This window comes from Pedobacter yulinensis, assembly GCF_003029735.1.
GTDB classification, from domain to species: domain Bacteria; phylum Bacteroidota; class Bacteroidia; order Sphingobacteriales; family Sphingobacteriaceae; genus Pedobacter; species Pedobacter yulinensis.
Window position 1 is genome coordinate 305,055 of sequence record NZ_KZ686268.1, and the last position, 16,095, is coordinate 321,149.

Consider the following 16,095-nt stretch of genomic DNA (forward strand, 5'->3'; position numbering starts at 1 on the left):
ATGCTCGATCAGCTGAGAAGTTACCTGAACAAGAGCATTTCGCTTACCGATGACCAGTTCCAGATCATTTCGGCGAATCTGAAGATCAAACAATTCGTTAAAGGCGAAACCATTCTGCGTGCCGGCGAGATTGGCACAAACTCTTACTTTGTAAACAGCGGGCTGCTGCGCTGCTTTTCGATTGACCAGAAAGGCAAAGAACACATTATCCAGTTTGCCCCTGAAAACTGGTGGGTTTCCGACCGCAACAGTATTCTGTTCAATGAGCCGTCTGATTTTTTTTATGATGCTGCCGAAGATACCCAGGCAGTCGTTATCCCGAAAGATTTCTTTGACCGTGCGGCGCAGCTGGACCCATGCGTTCTGAACATGAACAATGTTATGCTGCACAAATCGATCAGGTTTATGCAAAAACGGATCAATATGCTGCTCAGCGCAACCGCCGAAGAGCGTTATCTCGATTTCATCCACCTCTATCCAAATCTGATGCTGCGCGTTCCGCAATGGATGATCGCTTCTTACCTCGGCATTACGCCCGAATCGCTCAGCCGTGTGCGCAAAGATCTTGCGCATAAACATTTCAAAGCCTAGCTTTTCTTAACATACATCAAGGGCCGCTGTACGGTGCTGCCGTAATTTTGTCCTATTCAAAGACATCAACATTAAAGACCTGACTTATGGCAAACGTAAAATGGACACTTGATCCTGCACACAGCGAACTTCAATTCAAAATCAAACACCTCATGATCACCAATGTAACCGGAAGCTTCGGCGATTTCACCGCGAGCCTGGAATCTGAAGGTGACGATTTCGAAAATGCACATGTTACTTTCGAGGCGGCAATCGACTCGATCAACACCGGCAATGCAGACCGTGATGCGCATTTGAAAGCCGGAGATTTTTTTGAGATCGAGAAATATCCTAAAATGACCTTCGAATCTACAGCCTTCAGGAAAGATGGCAGCGACTATACCGTACAAGGTAACCTGACGCTGAAGGGCGTTACCCGCCCGGTTACACTCGAAGCGGAGTTCGGCGGCATCTCACAGGATCCCTGGGGAAATACCAAAGCTGGCTTCTCTGTAAGCGGAAAGATCAAACGTGAAGACTTTGGCCTGACCTACAATGCAGCGCTCGAGACCGGTGGTGTCATGCTTGGTAACGATGTCAAGATTTTCGGTGAAGTACAGTTTGTAAAACAAGCATAAAAAACACTTGACGGGGGTCAATGTACGGTAGTGTGCCTTAGGTGCGCTGCCGTTTTTTTTATTCCCGGATTTTACCGCCTGTTCGACCACACTGTTCCGGCTGCTTAAGGACGGCCGCCTTTTGTCGCAGAGGTATCAGTACTTCCCATCGTGGTATCGCCGCTGCTGCTGTCTGAACTGCCGGTAGCCGGAGTACCCATGCCCGAAGCGGCGCTGTCTCCCTGGTTCATCTCAACAGAATCTGGTGTACGTTCACCACCTTTATCTCCGGCAGTACAGGCCGCGAGCGAAAGCGCGGACAGCGCGATATAAAAAAATAATCTGGTCGTTTTCATGGCGTTCTTTTTTAACAACTGCGCACGGCAGCCGTTTCTTAAACGACTTTTGAAAGCGTTTTGTTTAGTTCGGAGAGGCTTTAGTGATCAGGCAGACGGCGTAAGCGACCACACCTTCTTCGCGGCCAATGAACCCCATTTGCTCGTTGGTAGTTGCCTTGATAGAGATATCCTCTTCGCTGATGCCGGCTGCGGCAGCTATATTTTTCTGCATGGCCGGTATATGCGGATTGATCTTCGGCGCTTCCAGGCACAGCATGGCATCAATATTCCCGATGGCCCAATTTTTCTCAGCAAGCAGCTTGGTGGTTTCTTCCAGCAAAACCAGACTGCTGATCCCTTTCCACCGCGAGTCGGTGTTCTTGAAATGAAAGCCGATGTCGCGCAGGTTGGCTGCACCCAGCAGGGCATCACATATGGCATGCAGCAGCACATCTGCGTCAGAATGCCCGAAAGCACCGCGGTGGTGCTCAAGCTGCACCCCACCAACATAAAACGGATGACCATCGCGCAGCTGGTGCACGTCAAATCCAAACCCTACTTTGATCTTCATATTTTGCTAATTGGATCCAAAGTTAAACATCAGACTGAAGCGAAGGGTATTCGCCATCGGACTTTTGTTCACATTTGCCAGCAGGTACGAAAAATTGATGGTGGTTTGCCTGTAGGTGAAACCAGCCCCGAGCGTGGCATAACGCCGGTTTCCTTTATTTGGCGACTCATAAAAGTATCCGCCGCGTACCGCGAACTTTTTGTCGTAGAGGTATTCGAAGCCTGCGCCAATGTTGACTTCCTGCAACTCTTCACTGAAACCACCCGGCGCATCGGTAAATGATCCGAAAATCCCTGCAGGTACCGAACGGTTCGGGTCCACGCCGCTGTAGATCGTACCGTCATTATTATACACAGGCTGTGTAGGTACGAGGAGTTTGTTAAAATCGAGTGCGACTGTAAAGTCGTTCAGGTCATCGGCAGAAAATGTTGCCGCGCCGCCAAAGCGCAGGTTGGACGGCAGAAAGTATTTCGCTCCGGATTCGGTATATCCCATCTTGGTCCCGATATTTGAGATATTGAGCCCGGCAGACAGCCTGGTATCGGTATTGAACAGCCAGGTTTCCGTTGTATAGTACCCCGCCACATCCACGGCAACCGCATTGCCCGCGCTGATCTCTTGCCCTGCGGTAAATTTACCGGTCGACAGGTTAGAATTGATGTAACGCAGGCTGGTACCGATAGAAAACTCATCGCCGAACATCCGGGCAAAACTGATATCAAAGGCCAGTTCGTTCGGACTGTAGACGCCCAGGTCCTGCCGGTTGTTGTCTGTAAGGGGTATTTCGCCCAGCGAGAAAAAACGGAATGACGCCCCGAGCGTATTGCGTTCGTCAAGGCGGTAATAGCCGCTCAGGTAGGCAAGATCGATGCCCGAAGTGAGGCTGCGCAGCCAGGGCGTGTAAGAAAGCGCAACACCCGAGCGGTCTTTCAGGAAAGCCAGCTTTGCAGGGTTAATGGCACTGGCATTGGCATCCGGCTGAACGGCCACTCCGGCATCGCCCATGGCGCCGGTACGGGCATCTGGCATGACGAGCAGAAAGGGCACGGCAGTCACCAGATTGTTAGACTGGCTGCCATTTGCCTGTGTGTTTCCTGCCACCTGCGTATGTCCTGCAAAAGGAAAGGCCGCAGAGAAGGCTGCCAGTAAAAGGGCCCTTGAAAAATAACGGGTAGCGGTTCGTAATCGGGATTTCATGCTGATGATTTCTTTATGATTCAAAAACGAGCAACAATGTGTTTTTATCCACCTTATCGCCTACATTAACCAATACAGACCGGACACGGCCATCTGCCGGCGACTTCAAGATATTCTCCATTTTCATCGCCTCCAGCACAAGGAGATTATCGCCCTTTCTGACTTCAGATCCAGGGCCTACCATTACGTTAAGCACAAGCCCGGGCATGGGGGCTTTCACATCTTTTACCTTTCCTGCGGCCAGGTTCTCCATACCCAATTCTTTTAAGAGCAGATCGAACTGGTCCTGCACCTGCACATCGTAAAGCCGGCCATTCACTTTCACTTTTGCCGTTTTGGTGACCGCATCAAATGATACGATTTCGGTGGTATACGAGCGGTTGTTGAATAAGACGTGAGCGCTGTTTGCATCTTTCTTACGTTCGTCAATTTCCAATGGCTGCCCGTTCAGGCTGTAACCACCCTGATTTGTAAGTTCGAAAGAATAGGTGTTGCTAACCTTTATTTTATACATTCTATTGGGTTAAGGCAAATTGAATCAGGTTGGCGCCCATACGCAGGGCGTCGGTGCGTTTGGCCGGTGTGTCTCCGGCATACGTACCGGCATCTTCCCAGCCATTTCCCAGGTCGCATTCATACGTATAGTAACAGACAATGCGTCCTTTCCAGATCAATGCAAGGCCTTGAGGGCGTTTATTGTCGTGTTCGTGAATCTTAGGCAGGCCGTTCGGGAACCTGAACTTCTGGTTATATAAGGCATGATTTGCAGGCAGCTCAACAAATGAGAGCTCAGGAAATACCTTTTTCATTTGTGGCCTGATAAACTTATCCAGGCCATAATTGTCGTCAATATGCAGAAAGCCCCCGCCCACCAGGTATCTTCGCAGGTTGGCTGCATCCTGCGTGCTGAAAAGAACGTTGCCATGACCGGTCATATACACAAAGGGATAATCGAAGATCTCGGGGCTTCCCACCTCTACCGCACCCTCTTCAACACTAAGGTTGGTGCGCAGGTTGGCGTTACAGAACGATGCCAGGTTGGGCAATGCCGTGCGGTTCGCATACCAGTCGCCGCCGCCATTGTACTTCAGTTTGGCAAGTTTGTAGGTTGGCGCATGAAAGGCCATTACAGCCGGCAGGCCCAACAACAGGATAACGAACAAAACTTTTCTCATGGCCTCTTACCGGTTCAGGTAATTTTCTTCGAAACAGACGGCAAGAGCGGCTGTCTCGGTACGCAACCGGGCATTGCCTAAAGTTATCGCTTTAAAGTTATTTTGCAAAGCCAGCTGCACCTCTTCTTCAGTGAAATCGCCTTCCGGTCCGATCAGAACCAGCGAGCTGCCCCCGACAGTCAGCACCTCGTTCAAAAACTGTTTCCCGGCGCCAGGCATACAATGCGCAATGCATTTTGCGAAATTGGCTGCGGGCATCAGTAAGTCACGAAATGGAACAGGTGGGTTTATTCGCGGAACATAAGCCTTTATAGACTGCTTTGATGCGGCTACGACGACCTTTTCGAGGCGGTCTGTCTTTAAAATCCGTCTTTCAGAACGATCAGAAATAAGCGGGGTAATTTCGTCTATGCCGAGTTCGGTGGCTTTCTCTGCAAACCATTCCAGGCGATCTGTATTTTTGGTAGGCGCCACAGCAATATGCAGGTAGTGACTGCGTTTGCCAAATTCGAGCTGACGTTCCAATATCTGGAGCGCTACCCGTTTGGGATGCTCATCTGCCAGTACTGCGGTGTAAAAGCCACCGGTCCCGTCTATAAGCTGTACCTGATCGCCGGTTTTGAGACGCAGAACCCTGATGCAATGTTTGCTTTCCTCCTCGCTCAGTATGTAACCGGTAGCTGTGGTACCAATTCCGGGCGTGTAGAAAATATGCATGGATCAGGTTTTAATGGTTATCGACCATGTCACTTTTGTTAATGACAATTTCAAGTTTAACCGTTTCGATATTTTGTTCGGTTTTCTTAAGAATGGTGAAAAGGTAGCCATGAAACTCTTCGCTGTCTCCCACTTCAGGAATTCTTCCGAAAGCATGCGAGACAAGGCCGCCTACCGTGTCATAATCCTGGTCTTCTGGAAGATCGTGCGGTAAAAATTCGTTCACGTCATATACCGTTGCATAGGCATTGACCACAAACTCCATGTCAGATATTTTTTCGACCAGTGGTTTTTCCTCATCGTATTCATCCTGGATCTCGCCAACCAGCTCTTCAACAATATCTTCCAGTGTGGCCATGCCTGCGGTTCCGCCGAACTCGTCCAGCACAATGGCGATCTGGATGCGTTTGGCCTGCAACTCGCTGAGCAGGTCGTTGATCTTTTTTGTTTCAGGAATAAAATACGGCTTGCGGATAATTTCTTTCAGCGACCAGTTCCCATCGCCGGCCGCGACCAGCGGCAGCACATCTTTGGCATGAATGATCCCGACGATTTTGTCCATGACCTCATCGTAAACGGGCATGCGCGAATACCCTTCGCGGATAATGGCTTCGACAACCTCTTTATTGGAAGCACTCAGCTCAATACCTGAGATTTTGGTGCGGGGTACCATGATATTCTTGACCACGCGCTCATTGAAATCAAATACATTTTTGATCAGCTCATGTTCATTTGACTCAAGCGCACCGCTTTCCTTACCCTGGTCGAGCAGGTACTGCAGTTCTTCGGTGCTGTGAATTGATTCGTGCCCCGCCGCGCTGCCTAGCCCGAACAGCTTAAGAATAACGTTGGCAAACCCGTTCAGGAGCCAAATGAAAGGCCTGAATACCACATAAAATAACTGCAATGGCAGCGCGATAGCCAGGGTAGTGCCTACCGGACGCTGAATGGCGATTGATTTCGGTGCAAGCTCACCGAAAACAATGTGCATCACAGTAATGAACGCAAACGCAATAATGGGCGATGCTGTTTTTGAAAATGACTCGATAAAGGCGGCATCCATACCGAACGAGCCAAGCAGGTTATGCAGAATGTGCTCCATAACCGATTCGCCAACCCAGCCCAGGCCAAGCGACGCCAGCGTAATGCCCAGCTGCGTAGCGGCCAGGTAACCATCCAGGTGTTGGGTAATGTGTTTCGCTATTTTAGCGACACTGCTGCCCGACTTGGCTTTGATCTCGATCTGTGAAGCGCGTACTTTAACAATAGCAAATTCTGCTGCAACAAAAAAGCCGTTGAGCAGAACGAGAAAAAATGTCAAAAATATCTGAAATGCCATTAAGCTTTGTTTCTAAACGTGGCATCATAAAGCTCAATGCTCTCACTGATCACTTTATGTGCATAACGTACACCAAGCAAGTGCTCGATGCTGACGTTTTTTCCTTCCAGGGCTTTGTAGTCCTGGAAAAACCTGACGATCTCTTTCATCGTATGCGGCGGCAATTCGGCCAGGTCATTGATATAGTTGACAGACATGTCATTCTTGGCTACAGCAATGATTTTGTCGTCCTGTTCGCCATTGTCTACCATGTGCATAACACCCACCACCTTGGCCTCCATCACGGTCATCGGGTAAACGTCGACCGAGCAAAGTACCAGAATGTCAAGCGGGTCATTGTCGTCGCAAAACGTCTGCGGAATGAAACCGTAGTTAGCCGGATACATCACAGAGGAGAAAAGAACCCTGTCAAGTTTAATTAGTCCTGATTCTTTGTCTATTTCGTATTTGGCTTTGGAGCCTTTCGGAATTTCTATAATAGCATTTACAACGTCAGGAATGTTTTTGCCAGGGGAAACACTGTGCCACGCGTGGTGATCTGTACTCATCTTAAATCGGATCTTGTTTTTCGTCTTTATCTAGGTTAACTACCTTCTTTTTTACAAAAGTAATCAATAATGGGATAGTTGTGATAACGATGAACCCAATTATTATGTACAGCAGGTAATCGTTAATCTCTTTTTCAAACCGTTTACCTAAAAAATAGCCTAAAAGGGTGAGGGAAAATATCCAGATCAGGGCACCTGCAATGTTGTAAAAAGCAAATTTCCTGAAATCCAGCCGTACAATTCCTGCACAAATCGGTGCGAATGTGCGAACGATCGGCACGAAGCGCCCCATGATCAGCGCAAAAGCACCCTGCTTTTTATAAAACTCTTCGGCAGACTTGAGGTACCGTTTTTTGAAGAAGAAGGTATCTTTGCGCTGGTAAAGCATCGGGCCGGTTTTACGCCCGAACCAGTAGCCGGTAAAATTGCCCATAATCGCAGCAATGACCAGGCCGGCCAGCATGACGAAAATGTTTACATCCAGCTTACCGGTTGCAACAAACATGCCCGCCAGAAAAAGCAGGTAATCGCCGGGCAAAAAGAAACCGAAGAACAGGCCTGTTTCTGCGAAGATTACAAACAAAACCACATAGAACCCGCCCTCCTTTAACAGTTTCTCAGGGTCAATGGCGTGTTGAAGATAACTCCAGAGTTCTTGCATGATCTGATTATTCGTAAAACTACAAATAAATCTGGTTCGGCTCGCTAAATCAGCTGTAAAATAACGTCCGGATAGATACCGATAACAATGGTAGCGACCGCAGAAACAACAAGAACCACTTTATACTGCAGCGGCGTGTTCAGTTCCACGCCCTGCCCGTCTTTGAAGTACATGGCCACAATGACCCGGAAGTAATAGTAGAAGCCAACCAGTGCATTGAGAATCGCGAATGCCACCAGGATGGTCTGGTATTCCTGCATCACATTCAGAAACATCAGGTATTTGCCGATAAACCCGGCTGTGAGTGGTATACCTGCCAGCGAAAGCATGGCTACCGTCAGGGTAAACGCGGTAAGCGGATTCTTCCTGGCCAGTCCGTTGTAACTCTCAAAATCGTCTGAACCGGTTTTCTGTTTGACCAGGATCAGCACAGCAAATGCGATGATCGATGCAAAAGTATAGGCACCGGCATAAATAAATACATTGCCACCAGAATTTTTTGTCAGCACGACCAGGGCAAAGAGCATGTAGCCGGCGTGCGAAATACTGGAGTAAGCGAGCATCCGCTTGAATTTTTTCTGGAAAAGTGCCGTTACGTTACCAACCAGCAAGGTCAGGCACACGATGATGAGCAGCGGAGCAACCCAAAAGTCGTGAAGCGGAGCAAAAGCCCCTGAAAACAGCCGCAGAAACGCCGCAAAGCCGGCCGTTTTAACAACGGTAGACATGAAGGTGGTAATCAGCGTTGGTGAACCTTCATACACATCGGGTGTCCAGAAATGAAAAGGTGCGGCGCCGATCTTAAAGCTCAGACCGATCAGCATGAGTATAACGCCCGGGTAAAACAAAGGCGAAACGGCTTTATTGTCGATCAGGTGCTGTTGAATAGCGTCCAGGTCGAAAGATCCTGTAGCACCGTACACCAGTGCAATACCGAAGAGCAGGAAGCCGGTAGAGAAGGCCCCCATCAGGAAATACTTCAGCGAAGCTTCGTTTGAAGCGAAATCATTCTTCCTGATACCGGCCAGGATATATAAACTGACCGACATGATCTCCACTCCGATGAACAGCATGGACATATTCTGGTAAGAAACCATCATGATCATTCCTGCCAGCGCAAAAAGAATCAGCGTATAGTACTCGGCCTTATTATCATTTTTGGCTGAAAAATAGTTTTGTGTAAGCAGAAAGATAAGCAGCGTGCCGGCAATGCACAGGCCCGAAAATGCCAGTGCAAAATTATCGGTCTGCATCATGCCGAAATGACTTTCATTTCCACTCCATGAGGCACAAACGAAACCCAGCGCAACAAACAACCCGACAAGGGTGAGCGGCAATAAGGCTTTTTTTGCTTTGAACAATCCTGCATAAAGGACCAGGAATGCGGTGATACTGATGGTGATAATGATGTTCATTTCTTATTTTACCAGTGATAATTTTTGATTAACCTGTTCTAAAAGTTGCTGGACCGGGGCTTCGGTCAGGTTCAGGATGGGTTTCGGGTACACGCCGAGTACGATAACCAGCAGACAGATGATATACAATACGGCCTGCTCCGACCCCTTGATATCGGCAAAGGAAGCGGTGGCTGCGTTGGTTTGCCCGAGCATGACTTTCTGATACATGCGCAGCATGTATACTGCCCCGAAAATAATAGTGAGCCCCGCAAACACCGCAGCCCAGAGGCTGTATTCGTATACGCCCAGTAACAGCAGAAATTCGCCGACGAAGCCGTTTGTTCCGGGCAGTGCAACGGTTCCGAGTACGATGATCAATGCAACGGCCGCAAATTTCGGTGCCACCTTGGCAATTCCGCCCATTTCATCAAGTTTATTGGTTTGCAGGCGGTTGTAAAGAATATCTGTAACCAGGAACAGGCCGACAACGTTGATGCCGTGACTTAACATCTGTACCATTGCACCCTGCAGTCCCTGCGTGTTGAGCGCGAAAATACCGGCTACAATAAGTCCTACGTGACCGATGGACGAATAAGCGATCAGCCTTTTACCATCTTTCTGTTTAAAAGCAATCAGTGAAGCATAAACGATTCCGATAATCGAGAGTACGATAACGGTAGGCGTCCAGTCCTGGAAACCACCCGGTACAACGGGAAGCAGCCACCTGATCACACCGTATATTCCCATCTTAAGCATAATACCCGACAGCAGCATGGTTCCCTGGGTAGGTGCCGTTGTATAGGTATCAGGTTGCCAGGTGTGGAAAGGGAACACAGGCATTTTAATGGCAAAAGCAATAAAAAAGGCCCAGAATACCCAGCTCTGCTGACTTCTATCGAGGTTCAGGCTATAAAACGCCTGTATATCAAAATTTCGCTCCGGGTTTTGCAGGTACAGGTAAATGATGCCCAGCAACATAAACAGCGAGCCACCAATCGTATACACGAAAAACTTCATATTCACCTTTACACGGTCTTTGCCGCCCCACATGGCGCAGATAAAGTAGATCGGGATCAGCGCCGCCTCCCAGCCGATATAAAACAAAAAGGCATCGAGCGCGGTGAAGACCAGCAGCAGACCGGTCTGCATGAACAGGATCAAAGCGTAGAAGGCAGCCGGCCGGTCTATGTTCCGGCCAAATGATGACCATATGATGAGCGGAACAAGCAGGTTGGTCAATAAAACCAGCAGCATGCTGATCCCGTCTATGCCGGCATGAAAACGAATGCCCATTTGGCTGATCCAGTCATAATCTACAGCGAACTGTGTGGTGGCATCGGGCGTAAAGCGCAGCAACAGGCCAACGGTCCAGGCCAGCGAAAGAATAGACACGGCAAAGGCACCATACCGGGCACTTTGTTTGCCGGGAAAAAGGCTGATCAAAGCGCCTGCTAGTGGTAGAAATAGAAGTATTAAAAGTTCCATGTATCTGTTTCTGAACGTGCTTTAAATGGATAAATAGGTGTACAACAAAAGGCCGATGATACCGAATACCATCATGAAAATATAGAAGCCAACATTGCCGCTCTGCAAAAGCCGCAGCCCTTTACTTGCCTCATTGGTGCTCCAGCCCAGGCCATTTATCAGACCGTCAATTATTTTTTTGTCTACGACCCGGTAGAAAAAGCCGGACAGCGCATCGAGCGGCCTGCGTATCAGGGCGTCGTAAATCTCATCCAGGTAAAACTTATGATATGACAGTTTGACCAGGGCCGGCCGTTCTGCAGCATCGGGTACCGGCACGTGTTTACCCTTCACATATTTGTTGTAGGCAATTGCAATAGAAACGAGTACGCCTACTACCGATATGCCCATGAGCATGTACTCAGTGCTGTGGTCCAGTTCCAGTTCATGTGTATTGACTACCGGCGACAGCCAGTGGTGCAGCCATTCGCCTCCGCCAAAGACCGCCGGAAAGTTGATTATTCCCCCCGCTGCCGCAAGAATGGCCAGCACGATCAGGGGTATTGTCATGCTTTTCGGCGATTCATGAATATGCTCTTCGGCATGATGTGTACCCCGGTAGCTGCTGTAAAAAGTGAGGTACAACATGCGGAACATATAAAAGGCAGTAAGCAACGCACCCAGTACACCCAACGCCCACATTACTTTGCTGTGCTGGTAAACATGTGCAAGGATTTCGTCTTTAGAAAAGAAACCTGAAAAAGGAGGCAGACCCGCGATGGCAATCGTACCTACCAGCATGGTCATGAACGTTACAGGCAGTTTTTTCTTCAGCCCGCCCATATGGCGCATGTCCTGTTCGTGGTGCAGCGCATGAATAACCGAACCGGCACCCAGGAACAACAGCGCTTTAAAGAACGCGTGGGTAATTACATGAAAGAACGAGCCGGTGTAGGCACCTACGCCCAGTCCCAGGAACATGTATCCAAGCTGGGAAACGGTCGAGTAGGCAAGCACCTTTTTAATGTCGGTTTGCGTAAGTGCAATGAGCGCAGCAACCAGTGCTGTAGCCAGGCCAACAACCGCGATGATGTTTTGTGTAAGCGGAGCCAGGTCAAACAAAACGCTTGACCGCGCGATCATATAGATACCTGCCGTTACCATGGTTGCAGCGTGGATCAGGGCAGACACTGGTGTCGGGCCGGCCATCGCATCAGGGAGCCAGGTAAACAGGGGCAGCTGTGCTGATTTGCCACAGGCACCAATAAATAAAAACAGGGTGATCAGGAACAGCGTTTGCTCGCCGGGGACCATGCTGGCCGCCATTGGGAATATCTTGGAGAACTCAAGGCTTCCGAAGGTTTGAAACAACAGGAAAACGCCGAGTAAAAAACCGAGGTCGCCGATCCGGTTCATCACGAAGGCTTTTTTGGCTGCTGCAGCATAACTGGTATTGGTGTACCAGAAACCAATCAGCAGGTATGAACAGAGTCCCACGCCTTCCCAGCCAATGAACATGACGATATAATTTGAGCCCAATACCAGCAAGAGCATAAAGAACACAAACAGGTTCAGGTAGCTGAAGAATTTGCCGAAACCGGCATCCTCATGCATATAGCCTGCGGAATAGAGGTGAATCAGGAAACCAACGCCTGTAACAATAAGCAGCATGACCGAACTCAGGGGATCAACCAGGAACGACAGCGGAATGCGCAGATCGCCGGCACTGATCCAGTCGAACAGGAATACCTCGTGCGATTTAAGGGCGCTTCCGCCGAGTTCGAAAAAAATGCCGAGGCTAATCAGGAATGAAGCCAGGATAACGGTACTTCCGGCGAAGCCGACAGCTGTTTTTGAAAGCGTGTTTCTGCCCAGGCCATTGATGAGAAAGCCCAGCAAAGGAAGCAGCGGAACCAACCAAACTAAATTTATCATATGTTTTCCGTTCTGATACGGTTTATTTTAAGGTTTAAACTTACCACTTAAGGCGATTGAGCACGTTGATGTCTATTGATTTCGTATTGCGGTATACCATTACGATGATACTCAGGCCAACGGCCACTTCCGCAGCCGCCAGCGCCATGATAAAGAATACGAAGACCTGGCCGGAAGGGTCATTGCTGTGAACAGAAAAAGCCGTAAGCAGCAGGTTCACAGCGTTCAGCATCAGTTCGACCGACATAAAGATCACGATCGCATTGCGCCGGGTAAGTACACCGACCACGCCGATGGTAAAAATGATGGCGCACAACCAGATGTAATGATTCAGGGGAACGCCCTGCAGTTGTTGTGTTAAATTCTCCATTATGCTTCTTCTGTATGGTCTTTTTTGGCTAAAATAACGGCACCCACCATTGCGGCAAGCAACAGGAGCGACGACAGCTCGAACGGTAACAGGAAAGGACCGAACAATTCCTTGCCCAGGTTTTCGACAAGACCCAGGCCTGGATTTTTAAGGCTCAGCGGGTTGCTGATCGAAACGGCTTTAAAAGAACCGATCAGGGTTACGATCAGACAGCCGCCGGCAATAGCAGCGGCAATCTTAACCAGCGGGGACTTGGCCGGCTCGGTCTCTTTATTCAGGTTCAGCAACATGAGCACAAACAGGAACAACACCATAATCGCGCCCATATAAACGATAAAGTTTACAACGGCCAGAAACTGCGCGTTAAGCAGCACATAGTGAACGGTAAACGTAAAGAAAGTAAGGATCAGGTACAACACACTGTGAATCGGATTTTTTGCAAAAATCACCATCAGCGAAAAAAGAATGCTCAGGGTTGCTACGAAATAGAATACTTGTGTACTCATTAATTTGTCTGGTTTATAGCCCGCACAGTAGCGGACACGTGGTTTTGTTAGCCGACGGTAACCCGCATGGCGGGCCCGGCCTGTTACTTTTCAAGCGGTTTTTCCACCAGCTTGTCTTTTCCGTAAATAAAGTCCTTCCGCAGGTAATCTGAAGGAACGATCGGTCCGTCGAGATAAATGGCCTCTTTCGGGCAAGCTTCCTCACACAGGCCGCAGAATATGCAGCGCAGCATGTTGATTTCGTAAGTGGCGGCATATTTCTCCTCGCGGTACAGGTGTTTTTCTTCCGGTTTACGCTCTGCAGCGATCATGGTAATGGCTTCGGCCGGGCACGATAGTGCACACAATCCGCAGGCTGTACAGCGCTCACGCCCCTCTTCATCACGCTTCAGCGAGTGCAGCCCCCGGTAATTGGTCGAAAACTCCCGTTCCACTTCCGGGTAACGCACCGTTGCCGATTTCTTGAACAGGTGGCTGATTGTAATTGAAAGCCCTTTCGTAATCGCTGGCAGGTACAAACGCTCGCCTAATGTAAGCGGCTTTTGTTCCAGGACTTTCTTCTTATTGCTTAATGACTCCATATGTTATCTCCCTTTCGGAAACACTAATTCTTTGTTAGCCTTCAGGCTGCTTAAAATTTCTCGATGATGGCGATCACCACTCCCGTTACAATGATGTTTGCAATGGCCAGCGGGATAAGGGCTTTCCAGCCAAGGTTCATCAGCTGGTCATAGCGGAAACGCGGAATGGTCCAGCGAACCCACATGAAAAAGAAAATGAACGCAAATATTTTCAGGAAAAACACCCCTGTACCGATGAGCGGGGCCCAGGTGGCGCCCAGGTGTGCCGCTACATAGTCCATGCCCGGGTAGTTATAACCGCCCCAGTACAGGGTCGCCATGACTGCCGATGAAATAAACATGTTGATGTATTCAGCAAACAGGTAAAAACCAAGCTTCATCGACGAATATTCTGTATGATACCCTCCGATCAGTTCCGTCTCACACTCGGGAAGATCGAACGGAGCCCGGTTGGTCTCGGCAAAAGCACAAATCATGAAAATAAGGAAGCCTACCGGCTGATACAGGACGTTCCAGTGCCAACCATGCTGCTGCTCCACAATTTCTTTCAGGCTCAGGGTATTGGTCATCAGCAGCAGGGCGATGATCGAAAGGCCCATGGCAATTTCATAACTGATGTTTTGTGATGCCGCCCGGATGGCGCTCAGCAACGAATACTTGTTGTTAGATGCCCAGCCGCCGATCATGACGCCGTACACCCCTAAAGATACGACCCCGAAAATATACAGCACACCTACGTTAATGTCCGTAACCTGCAGTGGAATGACCCTGTCGCCGATAGCGATCGGGCTGCCCCAGGGAATAACCGCACTTGCAATACAGGCCGTGAGCATGGCCAGCCCCGGACCGACCATAAACAGCCACTTGTTTGAAGTAGCCGGCACGATCTCTTCTTTCATGAACATCTTTACACCATCAGCCAGGGGCTGCAGAATGCCGAAAGGACCGGCACGGTCCGGCCCAAGCCGGTCCTGTAAAAATGCAGCAACCTTGCGCTCTGCATAGGTTGAATACATAGCGATGAGCAGGCTGACGCCGAAAATAACGGCAACCAGGATAAATTTCTCTATAACAAAAGCTGCGTCCATTAGTATTTTACAGTTTTCTCTAATTCTTTCTTATTCGCTTCGCGCAGCTCCTCGTTCGGTCTGATTACCGGAAGCGGACGTAAGGTTTCGTAGTGATTTGCCGCAATAACCGAGGTATCGCTGATCCGCGTAGGCTCTTCAATTGCCCAGTCAGACGTGCTTTTTTTCTCGAAACGGCATGTATTGCAGATAAACTCTTCGACCTCGCCGAACTGGTCCTTGCGTGCAGTTACACGTAAAACATCCGGTCCTTTGTACCAGAGGGTCACCTTTCCGGAGCAGGTAGGGCAATTGCGGTGCGCATCTACAGGTTTGGTGAACCACACCCTGTTTTTGAAACGGAACGTGCGGTCTGTCAGCGCGCCGACCGGGCAAACGTCGATCACATTACCGGAAAAGTCATTGTCGATCGCCTGCTCAATATATGTCGAGATCTCTGAATGGTCGCCCCGGTTCAGCACGCCATGCACGCGGCTGTCTGTAATCTGGTCTGCAGTGTACACACAGCGGTAGCAAAGAATGCAACGGTTCATATGCAGCTGGATCTTGTCGCCGATATCAATGCGCTCGAATGTGCGGCGCTCAAACTCATACCGTGTTTTTTGTAACCCGTGTTCGTAGCCCAGGTCTTGCAGGTCGCATTCGCCTGCCTGATCACAGATGGGGCAATCCAGCGGGTGGTTGATCAACAGGATCTCCACCACTCCGGCACGTGCTTCCAATACTTCAGGCGAGGTAATGTTCTGAACCTCCATGCCGTCCATGACCGTGGTGCGGCATGAGGCTACGAGTTTCGGCATTGGCCGCGGATCTTTCTCAGAACCCTTGCTCACTTTTACGATACAGGTACGGCATTTGCCGCCACTGCCTTTGAGCTTGGAGTAATAGCACATTGCCGGCGGAACAATGTCTCCGCCAATCTGCCTTGCGGCATTCAGGATGGTCGTACCGTTCTCTACCTCGACAGTGATCCCGTCTATCGTAACCTTCACTTTATTATCACTCATATCAAATGATAGTT

19 protein-coding genes are annotated in these 16,095 nt (G+C 49.4%); 2 read left to right on the top strand and 17 right to left on the bottom strand.

Annotation, left to right across the window (positions count from 1 at the left end; translation table 11 throughout):
* Complete coding sequence (locus tag C7T94_RS01310; protein ID WP_107212906.1) at nt 1–591, top strand: Crp/Fnr family transcriptional regulator; 591 nt, start codon at nt 1–3, stop codon at nt 589–591.
* An 86-nt stretch (nt 592–677) separates the two neighbouring features.
* Nucleotides 678–1,208: a YceI family protein gene (locus tag C7T94_RS01315; protein ID WP_107212908.1), complete on the top strand. Its 531-nt coding sequence runs from the start codon at nt 678–680 to the stop codon at nt 1,206–1,208.
* 104 nt (nt 1,209–1,312) lie between these two features.
* Here the strand turns inward: C7T94_RS01315 and C7T94_RS01320 are convergent, their stop codons facing one another.
* The 17 genes from C7T94_RS01320 to C7T94_RS01400 form a co-directional block, all read right to left on the bottom strand.
* A complete protein-coding gene (locus C7T94_RS01320) occupies nt 1,313–1,543 on the bottom strand; it encodes a hypothetical protein (protein WP_107212910.1) in 231 nt (76 codons plus the stop codon).
* A 64-nt stretch (nt 1,544–1,607) separates the two neighbouring features.
* Nucleotides 1,608–2,096: a 2-C-methyl-D-erythritol 2,4-cyclodiphosphate synthase gene (gene ispF, locus C7T94_RS01325; RefSeq protein ID WP_107212911.1), complete on the bottom strand. Its 489-nt coding sequence runs from the start codon at nt 2,094–2,096 to the stop codon at nt 1,608–1,610.
* A gap of 6 nt (nt 2,097–2,102) precedes the next feature.
* On the bottom strand, nt 2,103–3,293 hold the full coding sequence (gene porV / locus C7T94_RS01330) for a type IX secretion system outer membrane channel protein PorV (RefSeq protein ID WP_107214614.1): 1,191 nt from the start codon (nt 3,291–3,293) through the stop codon (nt 2,103–2,105).
* A 13-nt stretch (nt 3,294–3,306) separates the two neighbouring features.
* Complete coding sequence (locus C7T94_RS01335; RefSeq protein ID WP_107212913.1) at nt 3,307–3,807, bottom strand: acyl-CoA carboxylase biotin carboxyl carrier protein subunit; 501 nt, start codon at nt 3,805–3,807, stop codon at nt 3,307–3,309.
* A gap of 1 nt (nt 3,808) precedes the next feature.
* Complete coding sequence (locus tag C7T94_RS01340) at nt 3,809–4,468, bottom strand: DUF4159 domain-containing protein (RefSeq protein ID WP_107212915.1); 660 nt, start codon at nt 4,466–4,468, stop codon at nt 3,809–3,811.
* A 6-nt stretch (nt 4,469–4,474) separates the two neighbouring features.
* Nucleotides 4,475–5,185, bottom strand: coding sequence for a 16S rRNA (uracil(1498)-N(3))-methyltransferase (locus C7T94_RS01345; RefSeq protein ID WP_107212917.1), 711 nt, complete (start codon nt 5,183–5,185; stop codon nt 4,475–4,477).
* Between the two features lie 10 nt (nt 5,186–5,195).
* Nucleotides 5,196–6,524, bottom strand: coding sequence for a hemolysin family protein (locus C7T94_RS01350; RefSeq protein ID WP_107212919.1), 1,329 nt, complete (start codon nt 6,522–6,524; stop codon nt 5,196–5,198).
* Complete coding sequence (locus C7T94_RS01355) at nt 6,524–7,072, bottom strand: inorganic diphosphatase (RefSeq protein WP_107212921.1); 549 nt, start codon at nt 7,070–7,072, stop codon at nt 6,524–6,526. The genes C7T94_RS01350 and C7T94_RS01355 overlap by 1 nt, the downstream gene beginning before the upstream one ends.
* Before the next feature lies 1 nt (nt 7,073).
* The gene (locus tag C7T94_RS01360) at nt 7,074–7,733 is read right to left on the bottom strand and encodes a DedA family protein (RefSeq protein ID WP_107212923.1); all 660 of its coding nucleotides are present in this window, start codon (nt 7,731–7,733) and stop codon (nt 7,074–7,076) included.
* 44 nt (nt 7,734–7,777) lie between these two features.
* Nucleotides 7,778–9,148 carry an NADH-quinone oxidoreductase subunit N gene (locus C7T94_RS01365; protein ID WP_107212925.1) on the bottom strand — a complete coding sequence of 457 codons (1,371 nt, stop codon included), beginning with the start codon at nt 9,146–9,148 and terminating at the stop codon, nt 7,778–7,780.
* 3 nt (nt 9,149–9,151) lie between these two features.
* Nucleotides 9,152–10,615: a complex I subunit 4 family protein gene (locus C7T94_RS01370; protein ID WP_107212928.1), complete on the bottom strand. Its 1,464-nt coding sequence runs from the start codon at nt 10,613–10,615 to the stop codon at nt 9,152–9,154.
* A gap of 21 nt (nt 10,616–10,636) precedes the next feature.
* Nucleotides 10,637–12,529 carry an NADH-quinone oxidoreductase subunit L gene (nuoL, locus tag C7T94_RS01375; RefSeq protein ID WP_107212930.1) on the bottom strand — a complete coding sequence of 631 codons (1,893 nt, stop codon included), beginning with the start codon at nt 12,527–12,529 and terminating at the stop codon, nt 10,637–10,639.
* Between the two features lie 40 nt (nt 12,530–12,569).
* Complete coding sequence (gene nuoK / locus C7T94_RS01380) at nt 12,570–12,899, bottom strand: NADH-quinone oxidoreductase subunit NuoK (RefSeq protein WP_107212932.1); 330 nt, start codon at nt 12,897–12,899, stop codon at nt 12,570–12,572.
* Nucleotides 12,899–13,405: an NADH-quinone oxidoreductase subunit J family protein gene (locus C7T94_RS01385; RefSeq protein ID WP_107212934.1), complete on the bottom strand. Its 507-nt coding sequence runs from the start codon at nt 13,403–13,405 to the stop codon at nt 12,899–12,901. Before C7T94_RS01385 ends, nuoK begins: the two co-directional genes overlap by 1 nt.
* Nucleotides 13,406–13,488: 83 nt before the next feature.
* Nucleotides 13,489–13,986: a NuoI/complex I 23 kDa subunit family protein gene (locus tag C7T94_RS01390; RefSeq protein WP_107212936.1), complete on the bottom strand. Its 498-nt coding sequence runs from the start codon at nt 13,984–13,986 to the stop codon at nt 13,489–13,491.
* 50 nt (nt 13,987–14,036) lie between these two features.
* Nucleotides 14,037–15,074, bottom strand: coding sequence for an NADH-quinone oxidoreductase subunit NuoH (nuoH, locus tag C7T94_RS01395; protein ID WP_107212938.1), 1,038 nt, complete (start codon nt 15,072–15,074; stop codon nt 14,037–14,039).
* On the bottom strand, nt 15,074–16,081 hold the full coding sequence (locus C7T94_RS01400; RefSeq protein ID WP_107212940.1) for an NADH-quinone oxidoreductase subunit G: 1,008 nt from the start codon (nt 16,079–16,081) through the stop codon (nt 15,074–15,076). The genes nuoH and C7T94_RS01400 overlap by 1 nt, the downstream gene beginning before the upstream one ends.
* Nucleotides 16,082–16,095 lie beyond the last annotated feature (14 nt).

Excerpts from the sequence above, each read along its gene's own strand:
- C7T94_RS01310 (WP_107212906.1), top strand. The coding sequence starts at position 1 with ATGCTCGATCAGCTGAGAAGTTACCTGAACAAGAGCATTTCGCTTACC.
- C7T94_RS01315 (WP_107212908.1), top strand. The coding sequence starts at position 678 with ATGGCAAACGTAAAATGGACACTTGATCCTGCACACAGCGAACTTCAA.
- C7T94_RS01320 (WP_107212910.1), bottom strand. The coding sequence starts at position 1,543 with ATGAAAACGACCAGATTATTTTTTTATATCGCGCTGTCCGCGCTTTCG.
- ispF (WP_107212911.1), bottom strand. The coding sequence starts at position 2,096 with ATGAAGATCAAAGTAGGGTTTGGATTTGACGTGCACCAGCTGCGCGAT.
- porV (WP_107214614.1), bottom strand. The coding sequence starts at position 3,293 with ATGAAATCCCGATTACGAACCGCTACCCGTTATTTTTCAAGGGCCCTT.
- C7T94_RS01335 (WP_107212913.1), bottom strand. The coding sequence starts at position 3,807 with ATGTATAAAATAAAGGTTAGCAACACCTATTCTTTCGAACTTACAAAT.
- C7T94_RS01340 (WP_107212915.1), bottom strand. The coding sequence starts at position 4,468 with ATGAGAAAAGTTTTGTTCGTTATCCTGTTGTTGGGCCTGCCGGCTGTA.
- C7T94_RS01345 (WP_107212917.1), bottom strand. The coding sequence starts at position 5,185 with ATGCATATTTTCTACACGCCCGGAATTGGTACCACAGCTACCGGTTAC.
- C7T94_RS01350 (WP_107212919.1), bottom strand. The coding sequence starts at position 6,524 with ATGGCATTTCAGATATTTTTGACATTTTTTCTCGTTCTGCTCAACGGC.
- C7T94_RS01355 (WP_107212921.1), bottom strand. The coding sequence starts at position 7,072 with ATGAGTACAGATCACCACGCGTGGCACAGTGTTTCCCCTGGCAAAAAC.
- C7T94_RS01360 (WP_107212923.1), bottom strand. The coding sequence starts at position 7,733 with ATGCAAGAACTCTGGAGTTATCTTCAACACGCCATTGACCCTGAGAAA.
- C7T94_RS01365 (WP_107212925.1), bottom strand. The coding sequence starts at position 9,148 with ATGAACATCATTATCACCATCAGTATCACCGCATTCCTGGTCCTTTAT.
- C7T94_RS01370 (WP_107212928.1), bottom strand. The coding sequence starts at position 10,615 with ATGGAACTTTTAATACTTCTATTTCTACCACTAGCAGGCGCTTTGATC.
- nuoL (WP_107212930.1), bottom strand. The coding sequence starts at position 12,529 with ATGATAAATTTAGTTTGGTTGGTTCCGCTGCTTCCTTTGCTGGGCTTT.
- nuoK (WP_107212932.1), bottom strand. The coding sequence starts at position 12,899 with ATGGAGAATTTAACACAACAACTGCAGGGCGTTCCCCTGAATCATTAC.
- C7T94_RS01385 (WP_107212934.1), bottom strand. The coding sequence starts at position 13,405 with ATGAGTACACAAGTATTCTATTTCGTAGCAACCCTGAGCATTCTTTTT.
- C7T94_RS01390 (WP_107212936.1), bottom strand. The coding sequence starts at position 13,986 with ATGGAGTCATTAAGCAATAAGAAGAAAGTCCTGGAACAAAAGCCGCTT.
- nuoH (WP_107212938.1), bottom strand. The coding sequence starts at position 15,074 with ATGGACGCAGCTTTTGTTATAGAGAAATTTATCCTGGTTGCCGTTATT.
- C7T94_RS01400 (WP_107212940.1), bottom strand. The coding sequence starts at position 16,081 with ATGAGTGATAATAAAGTGAAGGTTACGATAGACGGGATCACTGTCGAG.